Origin of the sequence: Pseudomonas campi (assembly GCF_013200955.2) — a bacterium.
Classification (GTDB): Bacteria; Pseudomonadota; Gammaproteobacteria; order Pseudomonadales; family Pseudomonadaceae; genus Aquipseudomonas; species Aquipseudomonas campi.
The window spans coordinates 1283702-1307838 of record NZ_CP053697.2 but is presented as its reverse complement, the minus strand read 5'-3'; the positions used below and the strand labels follow the sequence as shown (position 1 = coordinate 1307838).

Below are 24137 nucleotides of genomic sequence, written 5' to 3'. Positions count from 1 at the left end.
TGGGCTCCGTCCCGTACTGGCACCTGGCCTCACTCTACCCCCGCGGGCACAAAAAACCTAGGGTCATTGCACTGTGTCCGGCGCCTGAAAAATGGCGTCCATACGACCAGGGTCGACTGCCGGCGACTGTGCCGCAGCCCTCTACCGCGCTATACTTTGGCGCCTTTTTTGATGCAGTGCGCCGGGTCGTGGTCCGGCGCTTCCCTACCGATGTTCCCGTACTAGAGGAGCGCTTGCATGACCGTGATCAAGCAGGATGACCTGATTCAGAGCGTCGCCGACGCCCTGCAGTTCATCTCCTACTACCACCCCGTCGACTTCATCCAGGCCATGCATGAGGCCTACCTGAAGGAAGAATCGCCCGCCGCGCGCGATTCCATGGCGCAGATCCTGATCAACTCGCGCATGTGCGCCACCGGCCACCGGCCGATCTGCCAGGACACCGGTATCGTCACCGTGTTTATCCGCGTCGGCATGGACGTGCGCTGGGATGGCGCGACCATGAGCGTCGACGACATGATCAACGAAGGCGTACGCCGCGCTTACAACCTGCCGGAAAACGTCTTGCGCGCCTCGATCCTGGCCGACCCAGCCGGCGCGCGTAAGAACACCAAGGACAACACCCCGGCGGTCATCCACTACTCCATCGTCCCCGGCGACAAAGTGGAAGTGGACGTCGCAGCCAAGGGCGGCGGCTCCGAGAACAAGTCGAAGATGGCCATGCTCAACCCGTCCGACTCGATCGTCGACTGGGTGCTCAAGACCGTCCCCGAGATGGGCGCCGGCTGGTGCCCGCCGGGCATGCTCGGCATCGGCATCGGCGGCACCGCCGAGAAGGCCGCGGTGATGGCCAAGGAAGTGTTGATGGAGTCCATCGACATCCATGAGCTGAAAGCCCGCGGCCCGCAGAACAAGCTGGAAGAAATGCGCCTGGAGCTGTTCGAAAAAGTTAACCAGCTGGGCATCGGCGCCCAGGGCCTGGGCGGCCTGACCACCGTGCTCGACGTCAAGATCATGGACTACCCGACCCACGCCGCCTCCTTGCCGGTGTGCATGATCCCCAACTGCGCCGCCACCCGTCACGCCCACTTCGTGCTCGACGGTTCCGGCCCGGCCGAACTGGAAGCGCCGCCCCTCGACGCCTACCCGGAAATCGTCTGGGAAGCCGGCCCGAGCGCGCGCCGCGTCAATCTGGACACCATCACCCCGGAAGAAGTACAGAGCTGGAAACCGGGCGAGACCGTGCTGCTCAACGGCAAGATGCTCACCGGCCGCGACGCCGCGCACAAGCGCATGGTCGACATGCTCAACAAGGGCGAAGAGCTGCCGGTCGATCTGAAAGGCCGCTTCATCTATTACGTCGGCCCGGTCGATCCGGTACGCGAAGAAGTGGTTGGCCCAGCCGGCCCGACCACCGCCACGCGGATGGACAAGTTCACCCGGCAGATCCTCGAGAGCACCGGCCTGCTGGGCATGATCGGCAAGTCCGAGCGTGGCCCGATCGCCATCGACGCGATCAAGGACAACAAGGCCGTGTACCTGATGGCCGTCGGCGGCGCCGCCTACCTGGTCGCCCAGGCGATCAAGAAGTCGCGCGTGGTGGCCTTTGCCGAGCTGGGCATGGAAGCCATCTACGAGTTCGAAGTGAAGGACATGCCGGTAACCGTGGCGGTCGACACCAAGGGCGAGTCGGTGCACATCACCGGCCCGGCGATCTGGCAGAAGAAGATCCACGACAGCCTGGCGGTGGAAATCAAGTAACACCGCGCAGCAGTGACGAAGCCCGGCCCAGTGCCGGGCTTTTTCATGGGCCTGTCCCCGTTATGGGTTGAAGGCCTGAACCGTAGGAGCGACCTTGGTCGCGATGCTTTGTATGGCCCCAATCGCGGGCAAGCCCGCTCCTACAAAAGCGGCGGCGCCATTAGCTGGAGACGCTACCTTTCTGCCGGGCAAAAAAAGACCCGTCGGGACGGGTCATAAAGCTAGGCCAGAGACTGGCCGTGCAGGGATAAAAGACCGGCAGCCGAAAGGACAGGGGGAGGTGGCTGCCGGTTGCGCAGACGTTAAGCGGCGAACTCCTCCTCGCTGAAGGCCATCAGGCTGCTCTTGCCCGCCACTACCTCGGCCAGCAGGCTGTCGGTTTCAGTCAGCACGCGTGCCATGTAGAAATCCGCCGACTTGAGCTTGGCTCCGTAGAAAGCGCTTTCGCTGCTGCCCGCGGCCAGCTTGTGCTGGGCAGTCAGCGCCATGCGCGACCAGAACCAGGCCAGGGTGGTCAGGGCGAACAGGCGCAGGTAAGGCACGGAGGCAGCACCTGCCTGCTCCGGATCCTGCATGCCTTCAGTGGCGATCCACATCGTGGCCTGTTGCAGCTGCTTGAGCGCTTTGCCCACAGCCGCGGCGTGCGGCGCGTCAGCATTGGCCTTGAGCCAGCCTTCGACCAGGGCGAAATAGCTGCGCACCGCACGGCCGCCGCCCAGGGCCAGCTTGCGCCCGACCAGGTCGAGGGCCTGAATGCCGTTGGTGCCTTCGTAGATGCGGGTGATGCGGCAATCGCGCACCAGTTGTTCGATGCCCCAGTCTTCGGTGAAGCCCGAACCGCCAAGCACCTGCAGGCCGTCGTTGGCGCAGTTGAAGCCTTCATCGGTGAGGAACGCCTTGACCACCGGCGTCAGCAGTTGCACCAGGTCGTCGGACTGCTGGCGCAACTGCGGGTCTTCATGATCGTGGGCAACATCCAGATGCATGCCGGTGAAATAGGCCAAGGCGCGACAGCCTTCGATCATCACCTTCTGCCGCAGCAGCATGCGCCGTACATCCGGGTGCACGATGATCGGATCGGCCGGCTTGTCAGCCGCCTTTGGCCCGGACAGCGAACGGCTCTGCAGGCGCTCCTTGGCGAACCCCAGACTGACCTGGTAGGCGCTTTCGGCAATGCCGAGGCCCTGCACACCGACCATCAGGCGCGCCGAGTTCATCATGGTGAACATGCACTTGAGGCCCTTGTTCGGCTCGCCGATCAACCAGCCGCGGGCGCCTTCGAAGTTCATCACGCAGGTGGCCGAGCCCTTGATGCCCATCTTGTGTTCCAGGCCGCCGCAGAACGCCGGGTTGCGCGTGCCGTCTGCGAGGAACTTGGGTACCAGGAACAGCGAGATGCCTTTGACGCTATCCGGTGCATCCGGCAACTTAGCCAGTACCAGGTGGACGATGTTGTCGGCCAGGTCATGCTCGCCGCCGGTGATCCAGATCTTGGTGCCGCTGATGGCGTAGCTGCCATCGGCCTGAGGCAGCGCACGGGTGCGGATCAGGCCCAGGTCGGTGCCGCACTGCGGCTCGGTCAGGCACATGGTGCCGGTCCACTCGCCGCTGATCAGCTTGGGCAGGTATTGATCCTGCTGCTCGCGGGTGCCGTGCTCGGTCAGTGCATTGATCGCCCCGTGGGTCAGGCCCGGGTACATGCCCAGCGACAGGTTGGCCGAGCAGACCATCTCCTCGACCATCATGTTCAGCACATGGGGCAGGCCCTGGCCACCGAACTCCGGGGTGCAGGCCAATGCGGTCCAGCCGCCTTCGGCGAACTGCTTGTAGGCCGCCGGGAAGCCGTCCGGGGTTTTCACCGCCTTGCTTTGCGGGTCGTACTGGCAGCCCTGCTTGTCGCCTGGGCCATTGAGCGGAGCGAGGACATTTTCCGCCAGCTTGGCGGCCTCCTCGAGTATGGCGCCACCGAGATCGTTACCGAACTCGCGCTGACTGGGCAGCGACTGCAAGGTGGCATAAGCGTCGAGCACCTCGTCGAAAACGAAGCGCATATCACGTAAGGGAGCACGGTAGGCAGGCATTGATTCGAACCCTTAAGCTGTACAATAAAATTTAATGTACAGCTTTTGTATAGCCACAAGCCTGTGCAGTGCAAGCTTTTTTCGGAAAACAGGCAAAATCCGACGACGCCCCATTCGCTTGGGTCGTTAGCTGTACAAGGGGAAAAGGCTTTTAACGGCTAATTCGGATCGCCCGCAGGGTGCGCCATGTGCAGCAGAAAGCCCGCAGAGCGCACCCTACGGAAAAAGCGCGGTTGCGATGTCGCGCGCAGAAGAATTTTCAGCCCCGCGGAGATCCTGAAGAGGTTCTCAGGTATCCAGATGACCGGCGAGGAATTGCTGCAGCCGCTGGTGCATCAGACGGCCTTCATTGCCCAGGCAGGCAATCGGCGAACCACTGAGCTCATCTTCGATCAGCTCGGAGGCGTCACCGGCCAGCAGCAGCGGACAGGGCAACGCCAGGGCCAAACGACTGAGCTGACGCGGCAGATCGTCGGCCGGCGGTTGGTTGGAGAACAGCACCAGCGCCTGGGGCTGGACCTTCTCGCAGACCAGCGCCAGTTCCTCCAGCGGCTGGCCCAGCGCCAACACCTGTACCCGGCCTTCGGCACCACCCAGCAACAGGCCGGCCACCAGCAGCTCCAGCTCCCGGCAATGCCCGGGCAAGGCCGACAACAGCACCGTGCCCTGCCCTGCGGCAGCCAGTTGCAGGCGCTGCAAGGCGCGCGCACGGAGGAAGGCATCGAGGAACAACCAGGCACTGGCCTGGCCGTAATCGTCACGGTGCAGCAACAACTCCTGCCACAGCGGCACGAAGATATCCTGGAACACCACCAGCAGCGGGTAGGTGGAGAAAATCTGGCCGTACAGCCGCTCCAGCTGCACCCCATCGAATGCCGCCACCGCACTGCGAATACGCGCCTGCCACTCGCCCCACTCGCTGGCGGTGACTTCGACATAGACCGGCGTCGGCATCTTGATCGCGCTGCTGCGGGCGAGGATCTTGCCGACCTTGCTCACCGAGACGCCACGCTCGATCCAGGCGAGGATGCTGCGTACCGATTCGATATCCGCCGCCGAGTACAGGCGATGGCCACTGTCGGTGCGTGTCGGCTGGATCAGCCCGTAGCGTCGCTCCCAGGCGCGCAAGGTGACCGGGTGAACCCCGGTCAGCCGCGAAACCTCGCGAATGGGAAACAACTCTTCCTGTTGCAGGGAGTCGGAGACAAGAGCAGCACCAGCGCGTTCGGTCATGGAATGAATCGCCGAAAGAGAATGCCCGCAGTGTACCTCAGGCAGGGCCCAGGCCTGAAATGCCCAGGCCACATGCGGTGCAGAGCCCGCAACGCGTTCTACTGGCGACCAACGGCAGGCAACCCTCTGGCGTAATCGGCAAAAACCGGAATAATCGCGCCTGTCATTTTGCGCAGTGCCATCACCCCGGTGCTGCGTGATGCGCCAGCCCTATCCGGGCCGGCGTTCGCTGCAAGGAGATACACAATGTCTGCTGATCCCGTCACCCTGATGGTGGCCCGCCGCGTCCATCGCGAGCGCTTCCCCGAATTCCGCACCTGGCTGCATGAAGGCCAGCTGCTCGCCGCCGATTTCGCTGGGTACCTGGGCTCCGGCGTCCTGGCACCACCGGCAGGCGACGACGAATTCCAGATCGTCTTTCGCTTCGCCGACCAGGCCACGCTCGCGGCCTGGGAACACTCGGCCTCGCGCCGCGCCTGGCTGCAGCGCGGCAGCGGCCTGTTCGCCGACCCGCAGGAGCGGCGCATCCAGGGCCTCGACGCCTGGTTCGGCAACAGCCTGCGCCAACCGCCGCGCTGGAAGCAGAGCGTGGCTATCTGGCTGGCGTTCTTCCCCGTATCGCTGGGCTTCAACCTGCTGTTCGGCGGGTGGCTAGACGACCTGTCGCTGACCGTGCGCGTACTGCTCAGCACCCTGACGCTGACGCCCCTGATGACCTACTGGTTCATCCCGCTGTCGACCCGACTGCTCGCCCCCTGGCTGCAAGCGCGCAAAACCTCTGCGCCAACAGACCCGGCCCTGCAGGTACGCTGAGAACCTGCTTACGATCTCCTGACTCGCGGCCATACCGCGTTAAAAACGCCTCGGCAAGCGGCCTGCCGCTAACGCGCTTTAGCGCGACCCGAAGGGCGAGTGCAACGAGTCATGCTCATTTACAGCTCGTAAACTGCGCTTCCTCGGCCGTTTTTTCCTTGTCTGGCTCTAATTCAGAAGATCGTAAACAGGTTCTGAGCCGATAAAGGCAAAGCCCTGCGGCGGAGGCCGGCAGAACCGCCATCGCGGGACCCGTGCTGCAGGTGCGCCTATCTACACAAGCTGTACATAGACCGAAAAGCTGTACACGATCATATGCAGATGAAATCCACATCAATCTATTAACACCTTTATATATCATATAGTTACAGATTAATAAGACAGAAAAAGGCATCCCCACAAACTGCGCATGGTTGTACAAAGTCAGTAGCTGGTATAACTTTACCCTGTCATCGACAGCCTGTTTCACATGCCCGGGCTGCCACTTCACCCTCCTATCTGCGAGGCATCCATGAGCGGTTCCGCCGCCCCTATTCTGCTCACCGGTGCCAGCCAGCGTCTCGGCCTGCACTGTGCGCTGCGCCTGCTCGAAAGCGGACAAGCGGTGATCGTCAGCTACCGCAGCGAACGTCCCGGCCTTGAGCTGCTGCGTGAGCGTGGTGCACTGACCTTGCCAGCCGACTTCGCCAGCGAAGCCGGCATCCTGGCTTTCATCGAAACCCTGAAAAGCCACACCGACAGCCTGCGTGCGATCGTGCACAACGCTTCCGACTGGCTGACCGAGACACCCGGCAACGAAGCTGCCGTGTTTCAGCAGATGGTCAACGTGCACATGCTCGCGCCGTACCTGATCAATCTGCACTGCGAGCCGTTGCTGCGCCGCAGCACGCCTGCCGACATCATCCATATCAGCGATGACGTGGTCCGCGCCGGCAGTGCCAAGCGCCCGGCCTACTGCGCCAGCAAAGCCGGCCTGGACAACCTGACCCTGTCCTTCGCCGCGCGCTTCGCCCCGGCGATCAAGGTCAACGGCATCGCCCCGGCGCTGATCCAGTTCAACGAAGGCGATGACCCGGCCTACCGTGCCAAGCGCCTGGCCGAATCCGCGCTGGGTATCGAACCCGGTGCCGAGGTCATCTACCAGAGCTTGCGCTACCTGCTCGACAATCCTTATGTCACCGGCACCACGCTTGCCGTCAATGGCGGTCGCCACCTCGTCTGAGGGGCGCCGTGAGGGCTTTATATGAATCCGCAACTGCCGCAGCACTACCGTGAAATTCTCATTGGCGTGGGCGAAAACCCCGAGCGCGAGGGCCTGCTAGATACGCCCAAGCGTGCCGCCAAGGCCATGCAGTACCTTTGCCATGGCTACCAGCAGTCGCTGGACGAGATCGTCAACGGCGCGCTGTTCGCCTCCGATAACGACGAGATGGTGATCGTCCGCGACATCGAGCTGTACTCGCTGTGCGAGCACCACCTGCTGCCCTTCATCGGCAAGGCGCATGTCGCCTACATCCCCACCGGCAAGGTGCTTGGCCTGTCGAAGGTGGCGCGTATCGTCGACATGTACGCACGACGCCTGCAGATCCAGGAGAACCTGACCAAGCAGATCGCCGACGCCATCCAGAGTGTCACCCATGCCGCCGGCGTGGCCGTGGTGATCGAGGCCAAGCACATGTGCATGATGATGCGTGGGGTGGAAAAGCAGAACTCGGTGATGAGCAGCTCGGTTATGCTGGGTGCCTTCCGCGAGTCCTGCAACACTCGCCAGGAATTCCTGCAACTGATCGGACGGAGCAAGTAAATGCCACGCCTGGACCCCGGCATGGCGCGTATCCGCGTCAAGGATCTGCGCCTGCGTACCTATATCGGCATCAAGGAAGAGGAAATTCTCAACAAGCAGGATGTGCTGATCAACCTGACCATCCTCTACCCGGCCGACGAGGCGGTGCGTGACAACGACATCGACCACGCGCTGAACTATCGCACCATTACCAAGGCGGTGATCCGCCACGTCGAGGAAAACCGCTTCGCCCTGCTCGAACGCCTGACCCAGGAAATCCTCGACCTGGTGATGAGTAACCCGGCCGTGCACTACGCCGAAGTGGAAGTCGACAAACTGCATGCCCTGCGCTTCGCCGAGTCGGTGTCGATCACCCTCGCCGCCCAGCGCTGAGTCCAAACGCCCGCAGCCGGAGCGGCGGCGGGCGTTGCCGGGCCTGTTCCGGCCTTCTATCATCTGCGCCTCCATCGTCGTCCGGGAGCCCGCCATGACTGAACAACAACGCCTCGAACTCGAAGCCGCCGCCTTTCGCACCCTGGTCCAGCACCTGCGTTCGCGCCCCGATGTGCAGAACATCGACCTGATGAACCTGGCAGGCTTCTGCCGCAACTGCCTGTCCAAATGGTACAAGGCCGCCGCCGACGACCTCGAAGTGGAAATCAGCGTCGAACAGGCCCGCGAAGAGATCTACGGCATGCCGTATGCCGAGTGGAAAGCCAAACACCAGAAAGAAGCCAGCGCCGCACAACAGGCCGCCTTCGCCAAGGGAAAAAACTGATGAACCTGCAAGACTTCCGCGCCCGCCTGCACAGCGAGCAGTTCCTGTTTGCCGAGACCCTGGCCTTTATCGCCGCGCACTACGACTACCAGCCCAGCGCCTTTCGCAACGGCAGCGTGGACAACGCCAGCGGCCAGAATGAAGGCTCCTGCAAGACCCTCGGCCTGGCCCTGCTCGAAGGTTTGAGCCTGGAAGAAACCCTGCGCGCCTTTGGCGAGCACTACCGTGCCGTGCTAGCCAGCCCGGACGGCAGCGACCACGGCAATATTCGCGCCCTGCAGGACACCGGCCTGCACGGCGTGCAGTTTGAGCATCAGCCGCTCACGCGCAAGGCCTGAGAACCTGTTTACGATCTCCTGAGTCGCGGCATACGGCGTTAAAAAAGGCCCCACCAGCAACGCAGTTTCACCCGCCCAACGAGAGGCTTGCGCTAGAATCCGCCCCGGCTGAAAGCGGCGAAATGCGCCGGGCCGATTGACCCATAAGTCAAAGCCAGCGCTTGCCGGTCAGTGTACAAGCGTTAACCTTGGCAGCCGACCGCCTTGTGCAAGGGAACTGCCGCAGGTAACCCGACCGATCCGGGGCACACAGAATGCCCCCACTGTCAGGAGGCTCACGCCCCCATGCTGCACTTTCTGCCTGCCCCGCTACGTGGCCTGGTTGCCGGCCTGATGCTGGCCCTGAACACCCTCATCTGCTGCTGGCCGCTGTTCGCCGTGGCGCTGCTCAAGCTGCTCCTGCCGGTGCCGGCGATCCAGCGCGGCCTGCGTTCCGTCATGCACGGCATCGGCGAGTTCTGGATCAGCGTCAACAAGTTCTGGATGAACCTGGTCTGCCGCACCCACTGGGATGTCGCCGGTGCGCAGAACTTCGACCTCCAGCACTCCTACCTGGTAACCAGCAACCACCAGAGTTGGGTCGATATCCTGGTGCTGCAGTACCAGCTGAACCGGCGCATGCCGCTGCTCAAGTTCTTCCTCAAGCAGGAGCTGATCTGGGTGCCAGTGATCGGCCTGTGCTGGTGGGCGCTGGAGTTCCCCTTCATGAAGCGCTACTCCAAGGCCTACCTGGCCAAGCACCCGGAGAAGCTCGGCCAGGACCTGGCCACCACACGCAAGGCCTGCGAGCGCTACAAGACCAATCCGGTTTCGGTATTCAACTTCCTCGAAGGCACTCGCTTCACCCAGGCCAAGCATGATCAACAGGGCTCGGCCTTCCAGTACCTGCTCAAGCCCAAGGCCGGCGGCATCGCCTTCGTGCTGGATGCCATGGGCGAGCAACTGCACTCGATCATCAACGTGACCATCCATTACCCAGGCGGCAGCCCAGGCTTCTGGGATCTGCTGTGCGGCAGGCTGCAGAAGGTGGTGGTGCGTTTCGAGGAGCTGCAGATTCCGGCCGAGTTCATCGGCCAGAACTATGACCAGGATGAGGCCTACCGACTGTCCTTCCAACAGTGGGTCAACCAGCTCTGGGAAGCCAAGGATGCCAAGCTGGCGCAGTTGCACCAGGAGTTCCCGGCCACCCGCCGGTAATCAGGCCTCTGGCGCCCAGGTCGTCCAATCGAGCTGGGGCGGAAATGCCCCGGCCTTCTCCACCGATAACCCCGGCGCCACCAGAAACCCCTGCATGGTGCTGCACTGATGGGCGATCAACCAGTCGCGCTGGGCGATGGTCTCCACCCCTTCGGCAATGATCTCCAGACCGAGGTGATGACCCAGGTCGATGATGGTGCTGACGATGGCCGCATCCTTCGGGGAGTCGAGCATGTTGGAGATGAACAGGCGATCGATCTTCAGCGTATCCAGCTCGAAATGGCGCAGGTAGGCCAGCGACGAATAGCCGGTGCCGAAATCGTCGATGGCGATGCGCACACCCAGCTCGCGCAGCTGGCGCAATTGCTCGCGGGTGGTGTCGAGATCCTGCATCAGTGCACTCTCGGTGACTTCCACTTCCAGCTGTGACGGTTTGAGCTGATGGCTCTCCAGCACCCGGCGCAGGTCTCCGACCAGCTGCGGCATGCTGAACTGCACCGGACTGACGTTGAGACTGAGCAGCAGGTCCTCGCCGAATTGCGGGCGCCAGTCACGGCACTGCTGGATACCACGCTGGAAGATCCAATCACCCAGGCGGTTGATCAGCCGGGTTTCCTCCAGTAGCGGAATGAACACGCCCGGCGCAATGGTACCGGCGACCCGGTGCTGCCAGCGCAGCAACGCCTCGAAGCCGCGCAGGCGGCCGCTGGCCAGGTCAATCTGCGGCTGGTAGACGAGGACGAAATCGTCTTGGTCGATAGCCGTGCGCAGGCTCTCCTCGAGCATCAGCCGCGAGCGCGCGCGGCCATTCATTTCCGGGGAGAAGAAGCGGTACTGCTGGCGCCCGGCGCGCTTGGCTTCGTACATGGCCATGTCCGCTGCACGCAGCAGGCCATCGACGGTCTGCCCGCACTCGGGGAAGCAGGCGATACCGACGCTGGCCCCCAGGGTGAACTCGACGCCATCGACCTTGTGCCGCACCGACACCAGCTCGATCAGCTTCTCCGCCACCCGCGCCGCATCCTCCGGATGGTCCAGCGAATCGAGCAGCGCGGTGAACTCGTCGCCGCCCATGCGCGCGAGGATGTCGTAAGGACGCAGGCAGGTCTTCAGCTGCTCGGCCACCGTGCGCAGGATCTCGTCGCCAGCGGCATGCCCCAGCGAGTCGTTGACCCGCTTGAAGCCGTCCAGGTCGAGATAGAGCACGGCCATGCGCTTGCCGCTGCGGTCGATGCGCGACAGCGCCGCTTCCAGGGCCTGATTGAAGCCGCGGCGGTTGTACAGGCCGGTCAGCGCATCGGTGATCGCCTGCGACTCGAGCTGGGCATGCAGGTTGCTCACCACCGACATGTCCAGGGCAATCAGCACCATGGCGTTCTGGTACTGCGGCAGCGGTGAACAGGACAGCGCCACCGGCAGGAAGCTGCCGCTGAAGGTGTTGAGCACCGCATCATGCAGGCGATAGGTCTTGCCGGCCCGCCAGCTGAGGTAGAACTCAGAGATCTTCCAGTCCGCCGGCATCTGCGGTGCATGCAGGTAGGAAAGCAGCTGGGTGCCCTGCAAGTCGGCCACTTCGCCGTGGAGCATCTGCGCCATGGCCGGGTTGGCGAAGCTGATCAGGCCATCCTGATCCAGCACCAGGATGCCTTCGGAGGCATTCTCCAGCACCGAGGCATTGAAGGCGCGCGCGCTGTCCAGCTGCTGGCTGAGCTGGAGCAACTCGTGGCGATGGCGTTCATGCTCGAGCAAGGCACTGATCTTGTGGCGCAACACCTTGGGATCGAAAGGTTTGAGGATGAAGTCCACGGCGCCGATGGCATAACCGTGCAGCACCGAATCTTCGGTGTGGGCGATGGCCGAGAGGAAGATGATCGGCGTATGCCGGGTGTGCGGGCTGCCACGCATCAGGCGGGCGACTTCGAAGCCATCCATCTTCGGCATCTGCACATCCAGCAGGACCAGGCCAACCGGCTCCTCGATCATGCACTGCAGGGCGGCCTCGCCGGAATTGACGGTGCGCACATCCCACTCGCCATCACCGAGCAGGGCCTCCATGGCCACCAGGTTTTCTTCACGATCATCGACCACCAGCAGCACCTGGGAATCCACCTGCGTATCGAGCTCTAACTGCGCCATCTCGACCTCCTTGCGCGCGGCCCACGACAGACCATCGGCAACCTCTCCGCCCTGTTCATCCCAACGCCTGCCGCAAGGGTTGAGGGGCTTCGATCAACCAGCGATGCAGGTGCTCCAGCAACTCCTGGCGGCTGACCGGTTTGGCCAGGTAATCGTCTGCCCCGGCGGTGATGCATTTCTCGCGGTCGCCCTTCATCGCATGAGCGGTCAGGGCAATGATCGGAATCCGACAATCGTGTTCTTCCTTGAGCAGGCGCGTGGCGGTGTAGCCGTCCATGCGCGGCATCGCCATGTCCATCAGCACCAGATCGAAGGGCTGGCGCGCGAAGCGTTCCAGGGCTTCCACGCCATCCTTGGCCGGAGTGACGACCAGGCCGACCTCGTCCAGCAACGCGGTCATCGCGTAGATATTGCGAATATCGTCATCCACCAGCAGCACGCGCTTGCCGGCCAGGCCGGAACTGTCGCTCTGCGGCTCGCGCACGCCGGACAGGAAGCCTTGCAGGGCAGCACTCAGCGGGCCCAGATCGTCGCCGCTCTTGCGTACCACCACAGCCGAGTACCGGCGCAGGCGTTGCAGATCCTGGCGGGTTATATCCAGGCCGGTGTTGATCACCACCTGAGTCGCCTGCAGGGGGCGCTGCCGATCCATAGCCTCGAGCAACTCGAAACCATCCTGGTCCGGCAGGTCGAGGTCGATCACCAGGGCGCTGAAACCTTGCTCCGCATAGGCCTGGCGCGCCGCCTCGGCACTGCTCACCGAGGTGACGGTGAAACCCAGCTGCGTGAGGTGCTCGTGGTAATGCTCGCGCTCGATCTCGACATCTTCCACCAACAACAGTGGGCGTAGAGTCTGACCAAGGCCGGCGAGCCCGACGAAGACCTGCTCGAGGTCATTGCGCCCGATGGGCTTGACCAGATAGCGCGTGCCATCCTCGTGCCAGTCCTGGGGCTGTGGCACACAGGAGATGATGTGCACCGGTATGTCGCGGTACTGCGCCAGGCTGCGCAGGCGCCGGTAGATCTGCCAGCCACTGATATCCGGCAGGAGGATGTCGAGTACTACGGCGACAAAACGCTCGCTCTGCAGCAGGTTGATCGCCTGTTTGCCACTGCGGCAGAGCACGCTGGAAAAACCATGGACCTGGGCCTCTTCGGCAATCACCGCGGAGAAATTGAGGTCGTCCTCGATGATCAGCAGCGCTGGTCCCTGACCACTGCGCACGGGCGCGCTGCTCAGGGGCTGGTCCGGTTCGACCTGGGTCAGGGCCACCACCGGCAGCTGCACGATGAAGCGCGAACCTTGCCCGGGCACGCTCTCCAGGCTGATCTTGCCATCCAGCACTTCGACCAGCTGCCGGGTAATCGCCAGGCCCAGGCCAGTGCCACCGAAGCGCCGACTGGTCGAACCGTCGATCTGCTGGAAGGCCTGGAAGATCCGCTCATGCTGCTCCGGGGCGATGCCGATGCCGGTATCGCGCACGACGATTTGCAGGGTTTCGCGCTCATCATCCAGCGGCGTTGGCGAGCGGCTGATGGACAGTTCCACCTCGCCTGCCTCGGTGAATTTGAGCGCATTGGACAGCAGGTTGCGCAGGATCTGATGCAGGCGCCCGCGGTCGGTATGAATCACCCGCGGCACCCCAGGCTCCATGCTGTTGAGCAGACGCAGGCCCTTGAGCTCGGCCATCGGCCGCAGACTGGAGTCCAGCTCCACTAGCATGTCGTGAACATTCAGCGGCTCGAGCTTGAGCTGGACCCGACCGGCCTCGATCTTGGCCAGATCGAGTACATCGTTGATCAGCTGCAGCAGGTCGTTGCCGGCCCGGTAGACGATGTCGGCATGCTTGACCTGTTTCTCCGTGAGGTTGCCCGCCATGTTCTGCTTCAGCTGCTCGCTGAGGATCAGGATGCTGTTCAGCGGGGTACGCAACTCATGGGACATGTTGGCGAGGAATTCGGACTTGTAGCGGTTGGCCAGCGCCAGCTGCTCGGCCTGCTCACGCAGGCGCTGCTCGGCGGCCTTGCGCTCGCTGATGTCGATGATCACCGCCTGCACCAGCACATCGGTGCCGCTGCGCAGCGGCGAGAGGCCGACTTCCAGGGGAATCAGGTGACCATCGCGGTGCTGACCGAACAGCTCGCGGTTGCCGCCCATGCGCCGTGGCGATGGATCGTTGGTAAAACTTTCACGCAGGTGTGGGTGCATCTTGCGCAGAGACTCGGGCAGCAACTGCTCGACCGGCTGACCGAGCAACTCATCACGCGAGTAGCCAAACATCTGTTCGGTCTGACGATTGACCATGGCCACCAGGCCATGGCCATCGACCAGCACGATGGCGTTGGGTGAGGCCTCGACCACCAGGCGGAAGCGCTCCTCGGCGGCCTTGCGCTCGCTGATGTCGATAATCACCGCCTGCACCAGCACCTCATTACCCGCGCGGATCGGTGACAGGCCCACTTCCAGGGGAATCTGTCGACCCTCGCGGTGCTGACCGAACAGCTCGCGGCTGCCGCCCATGCGCCGAGGTTCCGGCGCTGCCTGGAAGTTCTCGCGCATGCCGACATGGGCCTTGCGAATGGACTCTGGCAGGAGCTTTTCCACCGGCTGGCCGAGGATCTCTTCGCGGCCATAGCCGAACATCAGTTCGGTCTGCCGATTGATCATGGCGACCCGGCCATGACTGTCGACCAGCACGATGGCGTTAGGCGATGCCTCGATCACCAGGCGAAAACGCTCTTCGCGCTCACGCACGCCCTGATTGAGACGTTCGTTGTTGGTCAGCGCCCGTTCGCGCAGGAACAGGTAACCGCCAATCAGCAAGGACAGCAACAGCGCGGCCAGCAAGCCGCTGCCCAGGCCGATACTCAGGCTGCTGTTGTGCAGTGTCTGCTCGTATTGGGGGGTGCTGCTGACCTTGAGCTGCCAGGTACGGCCGTAGATGTTCAGCGTGCGCTGGGTTTCGAAACGGGGTCGATGGGCGTCTGTCGAGACTGCCTTGAGCAGCGGGTTGGCGGCATCCTGGCTGTCGCGCAGCTCGACCCAGAACAGCTCGCTGCTGCTGCCGAGGATGCCGTGCATCAGGTCACCCATGCGGAAGACTCCAGCGACCATGCCAAGCACCGCAGCGCGCCGCTCATCGATATTGGTCTGCGGCGCATTCTGGCGATACACCGGCAGATACAAGAGTGCTCCGGCCTGCACATCCTGTTCGATTTCCTGCCTGAGCTTGAGCGGCCCAGTCAGCACCGCTTCACCACTGTCGCGGGCCTGACTGATGGCTTGTCGGCGGGTCGCCTCGCTGTACATGTCGAAGCCCAGGGCACGACGGTTGCGCCAGTCCAGCGGGTTGATGAAGTCGACGATCAGGTACTCATCACGCGGCCCAGGGGGATAGGCCTGGAACTCCGGCCGGCCGTTGCCACGCTCGCGCTGCACGAAGGCTTCCAGTTCACTGTTACGCAGGTAACGACCCCAACTCAGGGCCTGGATGCCGGGGTAGCGCTCCTGCAACTGCAACTGGTCCGCCGCACGCTGCCACTCTTCATGGGACACGTCGCTACTGCCGGCCATCAACCCGGACATGCCACGCAGGACCATTTCGTAGGCCAGCATGCGCTCGCGCACGCTTTGCTCGATGCCATCCACGGCCAGGGCAAAGCGGGCGTCCTGCTCGTCGCGGTTGCTGGCTCCCAGCACCAGCCACTGCCAGGTCACCAGGACACTCAGGCCGGCCAACAGCAACACGGTGACCAGCAGAGGAATCCAGGGTTTACGCGGTGAAATAGCCGGGGCGGTGTCGTCCATGAGCTCTCCTGATCCTTGATCGATGCGCAGCAATCGAAGGAGGCGCGCCTATCAGGAACGCGGACTGCGGAGCATATGTTGAGCAGTCTAGTCAGGAATTTAAGAGCGTCGAATCGTGCGACGGACGGCACACAGAATGCAAAAAGGCCCCGGTGATCGGGGCCTCTTGTACAGCAGCTGTAGTTATTGCTGGCCGGGCAAGGGGCGCAGGTTGATCTCCACCCGGCGGTTCTGCGAGCGCCCCTGTTCGCTGGCATTGCTGGCAATCGGTTGATCCGGGCCGGCGCCACGGGTACTCACCCGGCCGGCATTGACGCCTTGCGCCAGCAGGTAGTTAGCCACGCTCTGGGCGCGGCGCTGGGACAAGCTCATGTTGTAGGCATGGCTGCCGGTGCTGTCGGTATGGCCGATGATTTCGATGCTGTTCTGGTCGTACTGGCGGAACGAATTGGCCAGGTTGTTCAGCGGGTTGTAGAAATTGCTGGCGATATCCGCCGAATCGGTGGCGAAGGTGATGTTGCCCGGCATGATCAGCTGGATGTTGTCGCCCTGGCGTTCGACCTGCACCCCGGTGCCTTCCATGCTGCGGCGCAGTTCGGCTTCCTGCTTGTCGGCGTAGTAGCCGTAACCGGCACCGGCGGCACCGGCAACCGCGGCACCGATCAGCGCCCCCTTGCCACGGTTGTCATGGTTGATCGCCGCACCGGCGACCGCACCGGCCAGGGCGCCGAGGCCACCGTATTTGGCCGTCTTGCTCATGCCGCCAGAGTTTTGCTGGGAGCTTTGGTTGTCGTAGGGATTTTGCGAGGCACAGCCGGTCATCAAGGCAGCCAGGGTAGCGGCGAGGACGAGGCGTGAAGGGGTAAACATGCTTGAAGCTCCTGATACAGTCTTGCGTACAGAAAAACAGGTGCAGTTTAGAGCACTGGCCGGGCAGAAGATTCCCTCGCTACAGATGCACGTCACATTCGACCACAACCAGTGCGCCAGGCCTCAGGCACGAATAAATGGATTCTCGCGCATCTCCTCGCCCAGACGCGTGTCTGGGCCATGCCCGGTTACCACGGTGGCTTCCTCGTCCAGGCTGTACAGGCGCTGCTTGATCGAGCGCTCGATGGTGGCGTAGTCACCGCCCCACAGGTCGGTACGCCCGATACCGCGGCGGAACAGGGTGTCGCCGGCGATCAGCAACTTGTCCTGGGGGAACCAGAAGCTCATCGAACCTGGCGTATGCCCGGGCGTGTGCAGAGCCACGCCGCAGCCGCAGGCCAGCTCCTCATCATCGGCCAGCCACTGGTCCGGGGCCGGCACCGGCGTGTAGGGCACACCGAACATGCGGCACTGCATCTCCAGGTTGTCCCAGAGGAACTGATCCTCCTTGTGCAGATGCAGGGTGGCGCCAGTCTTCTCCTTCATCTGCCCCGAAGCGAGGAAGTGATCGAGGTGGGCGTGGGTGTGAATGATGCTCACCACTTGCAGGCCATGGGCCTCCAGGCGCGCCATGATCAACTCGGGATTGCCGCCCGGATCGACCACGATGGCCTTCTTGGTAAGCGGGTCGCCAATGATGGTGCAGTTGCACTGCAAAGGCCCGACCGGGAAGGTTTCGCGAATCAGCTTGGGCTGGGGGCTGGTACTCATCTGGCAATCCTCATCGGTGATCAGGGCCGGCACGATAATCGTTCGGCTGCCGCCCCGTCCATTTGCGGAAGGCGCGGCGGAAATTGGAGGGGTCGCTGAAACCCAGCAAGGCGGCGATTTCATAGAGCGGCAGGTGGGTGGTACCCAGGTACTGCAAGGCCAGGCGCTTGCGCACCTCATCGAGAATCTGCTGGTAACTGGTACCGGAACCTGCCAGATGACGCCGCAGGCTGCGACCACTGATATGCAGAGCCCGCGCGGCGCTATCCAGATCGGGAAACTCGCCTGGGCGCGCCAGCAGCAGACGACGCACCCGACTGAGCAAACCATCCTGGATATCGAGAGTCGCCAGCAGGGCCTCGCATTGCTGCTCACACATCTGCATGGTCGCCGGATTGGCCAGGGCCATCGGTCGATCCAGATAGGCGCGCGGCAGACTGAACCAGTGCCAAGGCTGCTCGAACGCCACTGCCGTAGCGAAAACATCGCGGTAACGCTCAGCATAGGTGGGAGCCGGATAGACAAAACCGACCGCCACGCCTTGCGGTGTCTCGCCGAGGAGGAACTGGGCGATGCTGTAGAGACTGGCAAACAGACCTTCGGCGGCAAAACGGCTCAGTGCCCCGAGCGGAATCGACTCGCTGGCCCGCAACTCCAGACGGTCGGAATGTTCGATCAGTTCCAGATCGAAGCTCAGCCCGAGGACGCGGTAATACTTGAGCGCAAAGTGCAGGGCCTTCTCCAGAGTGGCACTGGAGAGCAGTGCATAGCCGAGGATGCCATGAGCCGATGCATTCAGGCGCTGCCCCAGCAGCAGCCCCAGGGCCGGATCATCCGCGGCGAGCAACGCGGCGTTGGCCAACTGGCGGAAGTCGAGAAAAGACAGCCTGCCAGCTGGATTCTGCAGGACCTGCGGGGCGATGCCGGCGGCCAGCAAGAGCTGATCACGCGGCACGCCCAGCTCCCCGGCAAGCTCGATCAGGGCTTGTGCGTAAGCCAGCGGGACCAGCTGGGAGTTCAGCGTAAGCAGCTTCTTCATCAGTCTGCCGCCTATCAGCAGTGGCCGGAAATGACCCGAATAATGGCAGAAGATAACCTTGCCCGTTAAAAGCCGACAAGCCCATAGTCCAAGGGTCTGTTGCCGTTTCGTTCGCGAGCCGCGTTGCTGCGAAAAATCGCGCCAGACTAGGCGCGGGACGCAGGCAATGGTCATCCCTTGGCAAGTCCCGCAACAACGCATGGCGCGATTTTTCGCGCAACCCGAAGGGACGGGCCCGTTTTTGCGCGGAACGTCGTTACTCGACGACTCATTTGGACCACCAAACTTCGCGTCTCGCGCCTAGCTCCGCGCAAAAACGGGCTCCGTCGCGACCACGAACGAAACGGCAACAGACCCTGTAACCATAACAATTAAAGGGGAGGCGCCATGCCCAGCCCGACACCGCCAGACCTGCTGATCAAGGCACGCCAGCCCGGCTTTACCCTGCCCCACCCCTGGGTGCGCCACTGGCACGGCGACAATGCCTTCAAGAGCCACTTCTTCGATGCCATGTCGCTGCTGTTCCCGGATGGCGAGCGCTTCTTCATCGACTCGGTGCGGCATTACCGCGACCAGGCCACGGATCCGCACCTGCAGAAGCAGATCAGTGGATTTATCGGCCAGGAGGCACACCACAGCCGTGAGCATGATCGCTATAGCGAAGCCTTGCGCCACTGCGGCTACGACCTCGACTACCTGGAACATCGCCTGAAGCGCCGCCTGGCCTTTGTACGCAAGCATCTGCCGCCCAAGGTGCACCTGGCTTCCACCGTGGCCGTGGAGCACTTCACCGCGATCATGGCCGACGCCATCCTGCAGAACCCGAATTGGCTGGCCGGAGCCGAGCCGAACATGGCCAAACTGTGGCGTTGGCATGCGCTGGAAGAAAGCGAACACAAGGCGGTCGCCTTCGATCTCTACCAACAGGTCTGCGGCAGCGTCTGGCTGCGGCGGCGGGCCATGCTGCACAGCACGTTGTATTTCACCCTGGATACCTTCAAGGGCCTGGTGCACATGCTCAAGCGCGACGGGCTGCTGTGGAACTGGCGGGTATGGCGCGATGGACTGGGCTGGCTGTGGGGAAGTCGGGGCATCCTGCGTCCGCTGGTGCGCACCTACCTGGACTTCTACAAGCGCGACTTCCACCCCTGGCAGCACGACAACATGCAGGTAATTCTGCAGTACCGCCGCGAATTCGACGCTGTGGTTGAAGCCGCTTAGGGTCTGCTCCCGCTTCGTTTGCGAGCCCGCACGAAACGGAAACAGTCCCTAACGCAGCAGCCCCAGGCTCTTGGCTCGCGCCACGGCCTGGGTGCGCCGCTCCACCCCCAGCTTGCTGTTGATGTGGCGGGCATGGGTCTTCACGGTATGCAGCGAGATGAACAGACGCTCGCTGATTTCCTGATTCGAGCAGCCCAGCGCAATCAGGCGCAGAACCGCCAGCTCGCGAGTACTCAGGCTCTCTGCCACGCCCAGAGAAGCGAAGCTCTGCCCCACCTCCGCACTTTCCGGCAAATGCAGCTGCAAGGCCTCGGTCAGGGCGGTATGCGGCGCCGTCTGCAACTGCTCGCGCAGCCACCCCGGCTGATGGGCTAGCAATTCGTGAAAGGGTAACAGGCAGCCACCGGCAGCAGCCTCCAGGCAACTCAGCAACTGCTGCTGGGCTTCCCGCTCGCGGCCGGTGGAGCACAACAGCAGGGTCAACTGGACATGGGCAAACGTGCCGAGCAACTGCCCGCCGCAGCTCTGCGCTCTTATGACCAGAGCCCGCAGCCGACGCTCGGCAGCCTCCACCTGGCCCTGACGACGCTCCAGCGCAGCACGGTGGATTTCGATGTGCAGGGACAGCTGTGGATGAAACTCCGGCGCCGTCGCAGCCTGCTCGCCGCTGTAGGTATCCGCCAGACGCATCAACCAGGCATTGGCCAACTCGACCTGCCCCTGGGTCAGCCACAACTCACACTTGCTAAGGGTGATCATCGCCAGGTAGTAAACCGGCGGAACATCCCAGATATGCATCAGCCGCTCGGCCTCGGCGAGATAGGCAAAGGCCTCGGCGAAACGCCCCGAGCGCCCTTCCTGGCTGGCCAGGATGCAATAGCCGATCAACAGGCTGATGTCCCGACAACCACGGGCTTCGGCCACGCCGGCCAGCAAGCGACTCTTCGCCTCTTCGGGTTGCAGACGCAATGCCAGCATGAAGCCTTCATACAAGGTCAGCCGCGCCCGCACGGCATACAAGCGCTGCGCGGGTAGCTCGCGCAGGCATTGCAGACCGTGACGCACCTCTTCGAGCGCACGAGTCACTTCGCCACGCGCCTGGAGTACCCGGCCACGATCGTAGTGACAGAAGGCTTCGAACAACGGGTTACCCTGGCGCTGGGCCAATTCCAGGGCCTCCCGATTGAGACCGCGGGCGCGCCACAGATCACCGCTGACCACCGCCAGATTTGCCAGGGTCGACAGGCACAAAAGCCGCGGCCCGAAGCGCTGTATCGGCAAGGTCGCCAAGGCCGCCGTGCAATATTCCTCGGCCCGTGTGCTATCACCACGACCACGGGCAATCACGCCACTTACGGCCAGCCATTGGGCCAGCAGCGATTGTTGCTCCACCGCCGTGGGGGCGGGCAGGAAACGCGCAAGCTGGCTGACCAGGTCTTCCGCCGCATCCAGCTGACAGGCCAAGGCCAGAGCCCAGCTGTACAACACGATCAGGCGCGGCGTGCTGCTCAGCAGGCTATCGGGCAAGTCCATCTTCCAGCGCAGCAGCATGGCCACATTTTGCTCGGCCAGCAGATGCTCTTCGGAGAAGTTCTGCACCAGACTGGCTGCCACATCCGGTTGACCGGCGCGCAAGGCCTGCTCCACCGCCTCATCGAGGACGCCTTGCCCACTGAACCAGCGGCAGGCGCGCAGGTGCAGGCTCGATAGCGGCAGCGACAGACCGAGAGCCGGACTGGCGCGCAGCAAGTCGGAAAACAGGTGGTGATAACGGAACCAGCGCCCATGCTCATCAAGCGGTACCAGAAATATCTGGTTGGCCTGCAAGTGTTGCAGGATCGCCGCACTGTCATGACTCTCACGCACCGCATCGCACAGCTCGACGCAGAAACGCTCCAGGCACGCCGTATCGTAAAGGAAGCTCTGCACCTCGGCGGGCTGGCGCTCAATCACTTCTTCAAGCAAGTAGTCGCGGATCAGGCCCTGGGCGCCGTGCAGGTCCCGCACCGACTCGTCGCCACCCGCTTCATCCGCCGTCAGCAGCCACAGGCGCAGCCCAGCCACCCAACCCTCGCTGCGCTGCAAGAGATTGTGCAAGGCCTCACCATCGAGACTTGCCCCTTGGCTGGCCAGCAGCTCTTGGGTCTCCTCCGTGGTCAGACGCAGATCCTGCTCCTGCAACTCGAGCAGCAGCCGTGACAGGCGCAGGCGTGCCAGGTGCCAATCCGGACGCTGGCGGCTGGTAACCAGCAGCAGCATTCCGGCCGGCAAGTGATTGAGGAAAAACTGCAGGCAACGATCCAGCACCGCGCCCTGGGCCAGGTGGTAATCGTCCAGAACCAGCAAGAGGGGGGCCGCAGGATCCAGGCGTTGCCCCAACTCATCGAGCAGCCCATCCAGCAGCTCTTCGAAGGCAAACGGCTGATGCCTCTGGCGCATCTTCAACAGGCCCAGCGCTTCCTCGCCGATGGTCGGGAACGACTGGCGCAAGCCATCCAGTAGACGCTCCAGGAAACGCCCGGGATCGCTGTCGCGCCGACTCAGGCCAAGCCAGAGGCTCTGCCACTGTTCCGGCAAGCGCTCGCAAAACTCGATGGCCAGAGAGCTCTTACCAAAGCCTGCCGGCGCACAGACCAGCAACAAACGCCCCGCCATACCCTCGGCAAGCCGCTCACACAAACGTGGACGCAGAACGTACCCGTCTGGCAACGGCGGGCGAAAGAAACGCCCTTCCCCAGGATTGACAGGCAAACAGGCGATGCTGGGCGAGCGGGACAGGTCAGTCACTGGGCAGATTGCGGCTCATCGGCGGTTAAATGAGCGCAGCCTATCCCCTTGCTCCCCGTATTTGAAGTCCGCTTCGTCCCCGGAAAGAAAAAAGCCGGCACTAGGCCGGCTTTTCTTGTTGCGGGTAGCGAATTAACGCACGCCAGCCTGACGCAGGGCTGCCGGGGTGTAATCGCTGGTGCCAGCCTTGTAGTTGAAGTCGTAGGATTGTTTTTCCTCGTTCTTCATACCCAGGGCCAGGTAACGACCGGAGATGATGTCGTACAGGGTTTCCACGGTGTACCACGGTACTTCTTTGTCGTAGTAGTACTGAGCATGGGCCTCAGCCACACGCCACAGAGCACCACGACCGTCGTAGTGGTCGATTACCGCGGCCTGCCAGGTATCTTCATCGATGTACACATCACGCTTGGCATAGATGTGACGCTCGCCCGCCTTCAGGGTACCGGTCACGTGCCACACACGGTGCAACTCGTAACGGCTCAGTTCCTGATTGATGTGACCTGCCTTGACGATATCGGCGTACTTGACCTTCGGCGAATCCAGCGCGTAGGTGTTGTACGGGATATAGATTTCCTTCTTGCCGTTCAGCTTCCAGTCATAACGGTCAGGTGCACCGTTGTACATGTCGAAGTTGTCGGAAGTACGCAGGCCGTCGGCAGCAGTACCTGGCCCGTCGTAGGAAACCTGCGGGGCACGACGTACGCGGCGCTGACCGGCGTTGTACAGCCAGGCCAGACGCGGCTCTTTCACCTGGTTGAGGGTTTCGTGCACCAGCAGCACGTTACCAGCCAGACGCGAAGGAGCGGTTACACGCTGCTTGAAGTAGAACAGGATGTTGCTCGGCTTGCTCGGGTCATAGTCGGTCAGACTGGTCGGGAAGCTGAACTCGTCCTGGAAGTACACCAGGCTGTAGGAGCCGTTCGGCTGCGGAGTGGCCTGGGTGACCAGACGACGCACGCTGCCACCGCGGTAACGGGTGATCTGGTTCCAGATCGCTTCCAGGCCGTTCTGCGGCATCGGGAAGGGGTAAGCGGACTTGAAGTTCTCCAGGCCGTTACCACCTTCGACCAGCTTGGTGTTGGCGGCGTTGAACTTGGCATCTTCCTGCACGTTCTGCGGAACAGTGGCGGAACGATGGGTCTTGTAAACCGGGATCTTGTAGCTGTCCGGATAGCGCTTGAACATCGCGACCTGACCCGGGGTCAGTTTGTCCTTGTACTGATCCAGGTTCTGCGCAGTGATGGTGAACAGCGGCTGCTCACTGGCAAACGGGTTGGACAGGAAGCCGCGCTCATCAACGGTACCGGCAGATTTCGGCAGGCCGCCGGTCCACTCGGGAATAGAGCCATCGGCGTTACCGGCCTTCTCCGCCCCCAGCGGAGTCAGGCTGGTGCCCAGTTTGGCTACTTCATCGGCAGAAACTGCAGCCATCACACTGGTAGCCATCAGGGACAGAGCCAGAGCACCGGATTGCAGCAGGTATTTTGTTGTTTTCATTTGCATGTCTTTCCTCAAAGG

Annotated in this window: 18 protein-coding genes; 9 read left to right on the top strand and 9 right to left on the bottom strand. The window is 62.7% G+C overall.

Going from position 1 to position 24137, the window contains the following annotated elements; translation table 11 throughout:
* The first annotated feature begins 237 nt into the window (after positions 1-237).
* A complete protein-coding gene (locus tag HNE05_RS05880) occupies positions 238-1761 on the top strand; it encodes a fumarate hydratase (protein ID WP_173204269.1) in 1524 nt (507 codons plus the stop codon).
* A gap of 302 nt (positions 1762-2063) precedes the next feature.
* Here HNE05_RS05880 and HNE05_RS05875 read toward each other — a convergent pair whose 3' ends face one another.
* Both HNE05_RS05875 and HNE05_RS05870 read right to left on the bottom strand, forming a co-directional pair.
* Positions 2064-3842: an acyl-CoA dehydrogenase C-terminal domain-containing protein gene (locus HNE05_RS05875; protein ID WP_173204267.1), complete on the bottom strand. Its 1779-nt coding sequence runs from the start codon at positions 3840-3842 to the stop codon at positions 2064-2066.
* 288 nt (positions 3843-4130) lie between these two features.
* The gene (locus HNE05_RS05870; protein ID WP_173204265.1) at positions 4131-5075 is read right to left on the bottom strand and encodes a MerR family transcriptional regulator; all 945 of its coding nucleotides are present in this window, start codon (positions 5073-5075) and stop codon (positions 4131-4133) included.
* A 246-nt stretch (positions 5076-5321) separates the two neighbouring features.
* On the opposite strand from HNE05_RS05870, the gene HNE05_RS05865 reads away from it, so the two are divergent.
* The 7 genes from HNE05_RS05865 to HNE05_RS05835 all read left to right on the top strand — a co-directional run bounded on the left by HNE05_RS05865 (position 5322) and on the right by HNE05_RS05835 (position 9984).
* Positions 5322-5888, top strand: a complete 567-nt coding sequence (locus HNE05_RS05865) for an antibiotic biosynthesis monooxygenase (protein WP_173204263.1) — start codon at positions 5322-5324, stop codon at positions 5886-5888.
* Between the two features lie 511 nt (positions 5889-6399).
* Positions 6400-7110, top strand: a complete 711-nt coding sequence (gene folM, locus HNE05_RS05860; RefSeq protein ID WP_173204261.1) for a dihydromonapterin reductase — start codon at positions 6400-6402, stop codon at positions 7108-7110.
* 21 nt (positions 7111-7131) lie between these two features.
* Positions 7132-7692, top strand: coding sequence for a GTP cyclohydrolase I FolE (folE, locus tag HNE05_RS05855; RefSeq protein ID WP_173204259.1), 561 nt, complete (start codon positions 7132-7134; stop codon positions 7690-7692).
* Positions 7693-8064, top strand: a complete 372-nt coding sequence (folX, locus tag HNE05_RS05850; protein ID WP_173204257.1) for a dihydroneopterin triphosphate 2'-epimerase — start codon at positions 7693-7695, stop codon at positions 8062-8064. It abuts the gene before it with no gap.
* Between the two features lie 94 nt (positions 8065-8158).
* Positions 8159-8449, top strand: a complete 291-nt coding sequence (locus HNE05_RS05845; protein ID WP_173204255.1) for a DUF1244 domain-containing protein — start codon at positions 8159-8161, stop codon at positions 8447-8449.
* Positions 8449-8787, top strand: a complete 339-nt coding sequence (locus HNE05_RS05840; protein ID WP_173204253.1) for a HopJ type III effector protein — start codon at positions 8449-8451, stop codon at positions 8785-8787. The genes HNE05_RS05845 and HNE05_RS05840 overlap by 1 nt, the downstream gene beginning before the upstream one ends.
* Positions 8788-9072: 285 nt before the next feature.
* On the top strand, positions 9073-9984 hold the full coding sequence (locus HNE05_RS05835; RefSeq protein WP_173204251.1) for an acyltransferase: 912 nt from the start codon (positions 9073-9075) through the stop codon (positions 9982-9984).
* Here the strand turns inward: HNE05_RS05835 and HNE05_RS05830 are convergent, their stop codons facing one another.
* From HNE05_RS05830 to HNE05_RS05810, 5 genes are all read right to left on the bottom strand, one after another.
* A complete protein-coding gene (locus HNE05_RS05830; RefSeq protein WP_173204249.1) occupies positions 9985-12120 on the bottom strand; it encodes a putative bifunctional diguanylate cyclase/phosphodiesterase in 2136 nt (711 codons plus the stop codon). It abuts the gene before it with no gap.
* 55 nt (positions 12121-12175) lie between these two features.
* Positions 12176-15928, bottom strand: a complete 3753-nt coding sequence (locus HNE05_RS05825) for a CHASE domain-containing protein (protein WP_173204247.1) — start codon at positions 15926-15928, stop codon at positions 12176-12178.
* Positions 15929-16111: 183 nt separating this feature from the next.
* Complete coding sequence (locus tag HNE05_RS05820; RefSeq protein ID WP_173204245.1) at positions 16112-16798, bottom strand: YiaD family glycine zipper/OmpA-like lipoprotein; 687 nt, start codon at positions 16796-16798, stop codon at positions 16112-16114.
* A gap of 123 nt (positions 16799-16921) precedes the next feature.
* Positions 16922-17569, bottom strand: a complete 648-nt coding sequence (locus HNE05_RS05815) for an MBL fold metallo-hydrolase (protein WP_173204244.1) — start codon at positions 17567-17569, stop codon at positions 16922-16924.
* A gap of 10 nt (positions 17570-17579) precedes the next feature.
* Positions 17580-18608 carry an AraC family transcriptional regulator gene (locus tag HNE05_RS05810; RefSeq protein ID WP_173204242.1) on the bottom strand — a complete coding sequence of 343 codons (1029 nt, stop codon included), beginning with the start codon at positions 18606-18608 and terminating at the stop codon, positions 17580-17582.
* 387 nt (positions 18609-18995) lie between these two features.
* Here HNE05_RS05810 and HNE05_RS05805 point away from each other — a divergent pair, with 387 nt between their 5' ends.
* Positions 18996-19829 carry a metal-dependent hydrolase gene (locus HNE05_RS05805; RefSeq protein WP_173204240.1) on the top strand — a complete coding sequence of 278 codons (834 nt, stop codon included), beginning with the start codon at positions 18996-18998 and terminating at the stop codon, positions 19827-19829.
* 48 nt (positions 19830-19877) lie between these two features.
* On the opposite strand, the gene HNE05_RS05800 is transcribed toward HNE05_RS05805, so the two are convergent.
* Both HNE05_RS05800 and HNE05_RS05795 read right to left on the bottom strand, forming a co-directional pair.
* Positions 19878-22616 carry a winged helix-turn-helix domain-containing protein gene (locus tag HNE05_RS05800; RefSeq protein WP_240008821.1) on the bottom strand — a complete coding sequence of 913 codons (2739 nt, stop codon included), beginning with the start codon at positions 22614-22616 and terminating at the stop codon, positions 19878-19880.
* A 132-nt stretch (positions 22617-22748) separates the two neighbouring features.
* Positions 22749-24116, bottom strand: a complete 1368-nt coding sequence (locus tag HNE05_RS05795; protein ID WP_173204237.1) for a DUF1329 domain-containing protein — start codon at positions 24114-24116, stop codon at positions 22749-22751.
* Between the last annotated feature and the right edge of the window lie 21 nt (positions 24117-24137).